Source organism: Streptomyces alkaliphilus, from assembly GCF_014141535.1.
GTDB lineage: Bacteria > Actinomycetota > Actinomycetes > Streptomycetales > Streptomycetaceae > Streptomyces > Streptomyces alkaliphilus.
In genome coordinates, this window is record NZ_VKHT01000448.1 from 1 (window position 1) to 4101 (window position 4101).

The 4101-nt window shown below is 74.1% G+C and carries 4 protein-coding genes; all 4 read right to left on the minus strand.

Annotated features, from left to right (window positions below):
* Positions 1 to 425: 425 nt before the first annotated feature.
* Positions 426 to 752 (minus strand): hypothetical protein, encoded by a 327-nt coding sequence (locus tag FNQ90_RS14730; RefSeq protein ID WP_143622295.1) that lies wholly within the window; start codon positions 750 to 752, stop codon positions 426 to 428.
* Entirely contained in the window at positions 749 to 1105 is a 357-nt protein-coding gene (locus tag FNQ90_RS14735; protein WP_143622297.1) for a WhiB family transcriptional regulator, read from the minus strand. Before FNQ90_RS14735 ends, FNQ90_RS14730 begins: the two co-directional genes overlap by 4 nt.
* 136 nt (positions 1106 to 1241) lie before the next feature.
* Positions 1242 to 1571: a hypothetical protein gene (locus FNQ90_RS14740; RefSeq protein WP_182606801.1), complete on the minus strand. Its 330-nt coding sequence runs from the start codon at positions 1569 to 1571 to the stop codon at positions 1242 to 1244.
* 138 nt (positions 1572 to 1709) lie between these two features.
* Entirely contained in the window at positions 1710 to 4040 is a 2331-nt protein-coding gene (locus FNQ90_RS14745; protein WP_323379969.1) for an ATP-dependent DNA helicase UvrD2, read from the minus strand.
* Between the last annotated feature and the right edge of the window lie 61 nt (positions 4041 to 4101).

Below are 4101 nucleotides of genomic sequence, written 5' to 3' on the forward strand. Positions count from 1 at the left end.
GAGGGGAGGGGCATGCCCGTCTGGAGGTGACGTTGCCGGGGCCCCGGGTCGAACGGGTGACGGTGTCGCCGGACCCGGACTGTCCCTGCGGAGCCGCCGACCCCCCGTTCCCGGCGTACCCGCAGCGGCCTTCCGAGGGAGGTGCCGCCTCTCCGGGCCGGCGGGACGGACCGGTCGGGAGGCCGGCGGGGTGACGGGCCGGGGCGGACCGGGTGAGGCAGCGGCCCGCGGCCGAGCCGTGGGGCGGGTCGGACGGGAGCGGCGCCGACCCGGAGCCCCGCTCCCTTGCGCGGACCCCGGGGCGGCCCCGGACCGCCGGCGCGGTTCGGGGCCGGGGATCCCGATGCCGGCCCGGCACCGGATGGGTGGAGCGCCGGGCCCCCGGGACGGGTCGGTGGAGTCGGGCCGGTGCCCCGGCCCGTGTCTCACATCAGGGCGCGGGCCAGCGCCCGACGGGCCCGGTGGGAGGCCCGCTCCGCCCGGCGGTGGAGCCGCCGCGAACGGCGCTCCATCCGGATCGACAGGGCCAACTGGTGGGCCCTGCGTTGGGATTCGGCCTCGCGCAGTCGCTCGCTCAACTGCGAGCGCGCCATGGCTTCGGGTAGGAGTTCCATCTCTCGGTTCCTGTTCGGTGCGGGACGCGGCTCGGCCGCGTCGATGAGGCGGCGTCCGCCGCGGAAGTGCTCGTTCATGTGCGTGCTCTGTTCGGGGCCGTGCGGTGCGGGGCGGCCGATCGTGCCGGTGAGGTTCATGCGACGACCGGGTTCTTGCGCGGACGCCCGCGGGGGCGCTTGCGGGGCACCACGACGCCCTGGACGAAGAGTTCGCCGCCCCAGACGCCCCAGGGCTCGCGACGCTCCTTCGCCCCGGCCAGGCATGCCTCCTTCAGCGGGCAGCCGGCGCACAGGGACTTCGCGTACTCGACGTCCTCGGGGGACTCGGCGAAGAAGACCTCCGGGTCGTAGGAGCGGCACGGGACTCGGGAGTCGAGTCGGTCGATGGCCTCGTCCAGCTCGTTGAGCGTGAACAGCGGGGTCACGGGGATCTCCGGATCGGATGGTGGGGTCAGGTCGGGCGATGAGGGAGCGGAGGGTGCGAGTCGCACGGTGGTGGTTCCTCGTCTCGTCGTCGATGTTCCGGCTGCGTTCGCCCCGGAGGCGTGACCTCCGGGACAAACGAAAGGGCCGCGGATCCCGGATGGGGTTCCGCGGCCCTGGAAGGCACCGACCTGATCTCGCCGATCAGGTTGGATCTTTCCCGGGATCGAGCCCGCGGAGGGCCCACATCCGAATGACGTGCTGGTTGAACCGCGTGGTCGCACGGAAGCCGGCGGCCTCGAGGCCGCGGATACGTGCTGCTGCCGGGACATACGCACCGCTCGGAACGGCCTCGGCCGCCATTACGGCCGGGTCGACGAATCCGAGTGCGCCGCTCGCGGACTTCCGGCCGCACGCCGACGGATCGACGGGGGCGGAGGACACACGGGTGGCGCCGAACGGGCGCGGCGCGCCGGGCAGGCGAACGAGAGCATCCTGGCGACGGACGGCTTTGGTCATCGAGAATGCCAACATCGGATTCGCCTCCTTTCGGCGCGTGCGGAGCCCTCGAGGGCTCGGACAGACATGACGCGGCTCACCGGGTTCCGGGGGAAGGCCCCCGACCCCGCGGCCGTGGAAGCACGCTATGCGCATCCCTCCACCGCGCGCAAACTATTTTTCGGCGGTCTTTCCCGGACCACCGGACTCCGCTTCCGACCGCTCCCCGAAGAGCTCGTCGAAGGCGTCGTCCGGCGTTCGCCCCGGTCCCTCCAGCGGCTCCGGACCGGGCTCGTCACCGGGGCCGGCCCACGGGTCGCCCGCTCCCCCGGCGCCCGTCCGGGGGTCGGTGACCCCGTCCTCCGACGCCTCCTCCCGTCCCGGTTCCGTGTCCGGATCCGCCGGCAGGCCGGCGCAGATCCGCAGCACCTGATCACCGAATTGGCGGAGCTTGTGCGGCCCCACCCCGGAGATGCCGGACAGCTCCCGCTCGTCCGAGGGCGAGGTCTCCGCGATCGCCATCAGGGTGACATCGGTGAAGACGGTGTACGCGGGGCGCCCGAGCTCCGTCGCGCGCTCCAGGCGCCATTCCCGCAGCCGTTCGTACATTCCCTCGTCCATCGTGGAGGGGCAGTCGGCGCACCGGCGCAGCTTCAGCTCCGCCGCCTCGGTGAGGGTGCGTCCGCACACCCGGCACGGGACGGGTCCGCGCTGCCGCCGCCGGGAACCGGGGCCCGCACCGCGCTCCACCCCCCCGGCCCTCGCGCCCGCCGAACCGGCGCGCGCCCCCGACCCGGGCCGCAGGCCGTCCAGGAAGCGGCTGGGGCGACGCCCGGCGCGCCCGCCCGGCGAGCGCGCGAGTGCCCAGGACAGCGAGAGCACCTTCCGTGCCCGGGTCACCCCCACGTACAGCAGCCGCCGCTCCTCCTCGATCTGCTCGGGGGTGCGGGCATAGGTGATCGGCAGCATCCCCTCGGTGAGACCGACGAGGAAGACGGCGTCCCACTCCAAGCCCTTGGCGGTGTGCAGGGAGGCCAGAGTGACCCCGTCCACGGTGGGGGCGTGCTGGGCCCGGGCCCGCTCGTCCACCTCCTCCACGAAGTCCCTCAGCGAAGCCCCCGGCCGGGCGGCCCCGAACTCCTCGGCCAACCGCACCAGGGCCCGCAGCGACTCCCAGCGGTCGCGGGCCGCCCCCGATCCGGTCGGGGGGTCCGGGGTCCATCCGGTGCCGCCGAGCACGGCCGCGACCCGCTCCCCCAGCCCCCGGTCCTCCAGGCCCTCCAGCGCGGTGTCGTTGCCCCCGGCGCGCGAGGCCCCGCGCAGCGCCAGGCCCGCCTGCCGGATCTCCGGCCGTTCGAAGAACCGCTCGGCGCCCTTGAGCTGGTAGGGCACACCCGCGTCGGCGAACGCCTGCTCGTAGATCTCGGACTGGGCGTTGATCCGGAACAACACGGCGATCTCCCCCGCCGGCGTCCCCGCATCGATGAGTTCGCGCACCCGGCGCGCGGTGGTCTCCGCCTCGGTCGGTTCGTCCGGGTGCTCGGTGAAGACGGGCTCCGGGCCGGGCGGACGCTGGGAGACCAGCTCCAGCCGGTGCTCGGCCGCCCGGCCGCGGGCCTGCCCGAGGAGGCCGTTGGCCAGGTGCACGACCTGGGGGGTGGAACGGTAGTCGCGCACCAGCTTGACGACCGTGGCCCCGGGGTGACGCAGCCGGAAGTTCAGCAGGTGGTCGGGGGTGGCGCCGGTGAAGGAGTAGATGGTCTGGCTCGCGTCCCCCACCACGCAGAGGTTGTCCCGGTCCCCCAGCCACAACTCCAGCAGACCCTGTTGCAACGGGCTGACGTCCTGGTACTCGTCCACCACGAAGTGCTGGTACTGGCGGCGGACGGTGTCGGCGATGTCCGGGCGGTCCTGCAGGATGCCGACGGTGAGCAGCAGGACGTCCTCGAAGTCGATCACCGACCGGTCCTGCTTGAGGCGCTCGTAGGCGGCGTAGATCCGGCTGGTCTCGGCGGGATCGCGCGGCGCCTCCCGGGAGGACTTGGCGACCGCGGCCGGATAGTCGTCGGGGGTGGTGCGGGTGACCTTGGCCCACTCGATCTCGGAGGTGACATCCCGCAGTTCGGCGCGTTCCAGCCGGATCCGGGAACGCGCGGCGGCCTCCGCCACCAACTGGACCTTCCGCTCCACCAGCCGGGGCGGCTCGCCCCCCACGGCCTTCGGCCAGAAGTACTGGAGCTGACGGAGCGCCGCCGAGTGGAAGGTGCGGGCCTGCACGCCCCCCGCGCCCAGGGCCCGGAGCCGGCCGCGCATCTCACCGGCGGCCCGGGCGGTGAAGGTGACCGCGAGAATGCCCGCCGGTTGCAGCACACCGGTGCGAACCCCGTAGGCGATGCGGTGGGTGATGGCGCGGGTTTTGCCGGTCCCGGCACCCGCGAGGACACAGACCGGACCGCGCAGGGTGGTGGCGACGGCCCGCTGCTCGGGATCCAGCCCCTCGAGCACCGCCTCCGGGTCGGCCGGGGGCGCGGCCCCCGGCGGCGGGAGCACCGGGGCTCCGGGGAGG

Excerpts from the sequence above, each read along its gene's own strand:
- FNQ90_RS14730 (WP_143622295.1), bottom strand. The coding sequence starts at position 752 with ATGAACCTCACCGGCACGATCGGCCGCCCCGCACCGCACGGCCCCGAA.
- FNQ90_RS14740 (WP_182606801.1), bottom strand. The coding sequence starts at position 1,571 with ATGTTGGCATTCTCGATGACCAAAGCCGTCCGTCGCCAGGATGCTCTC.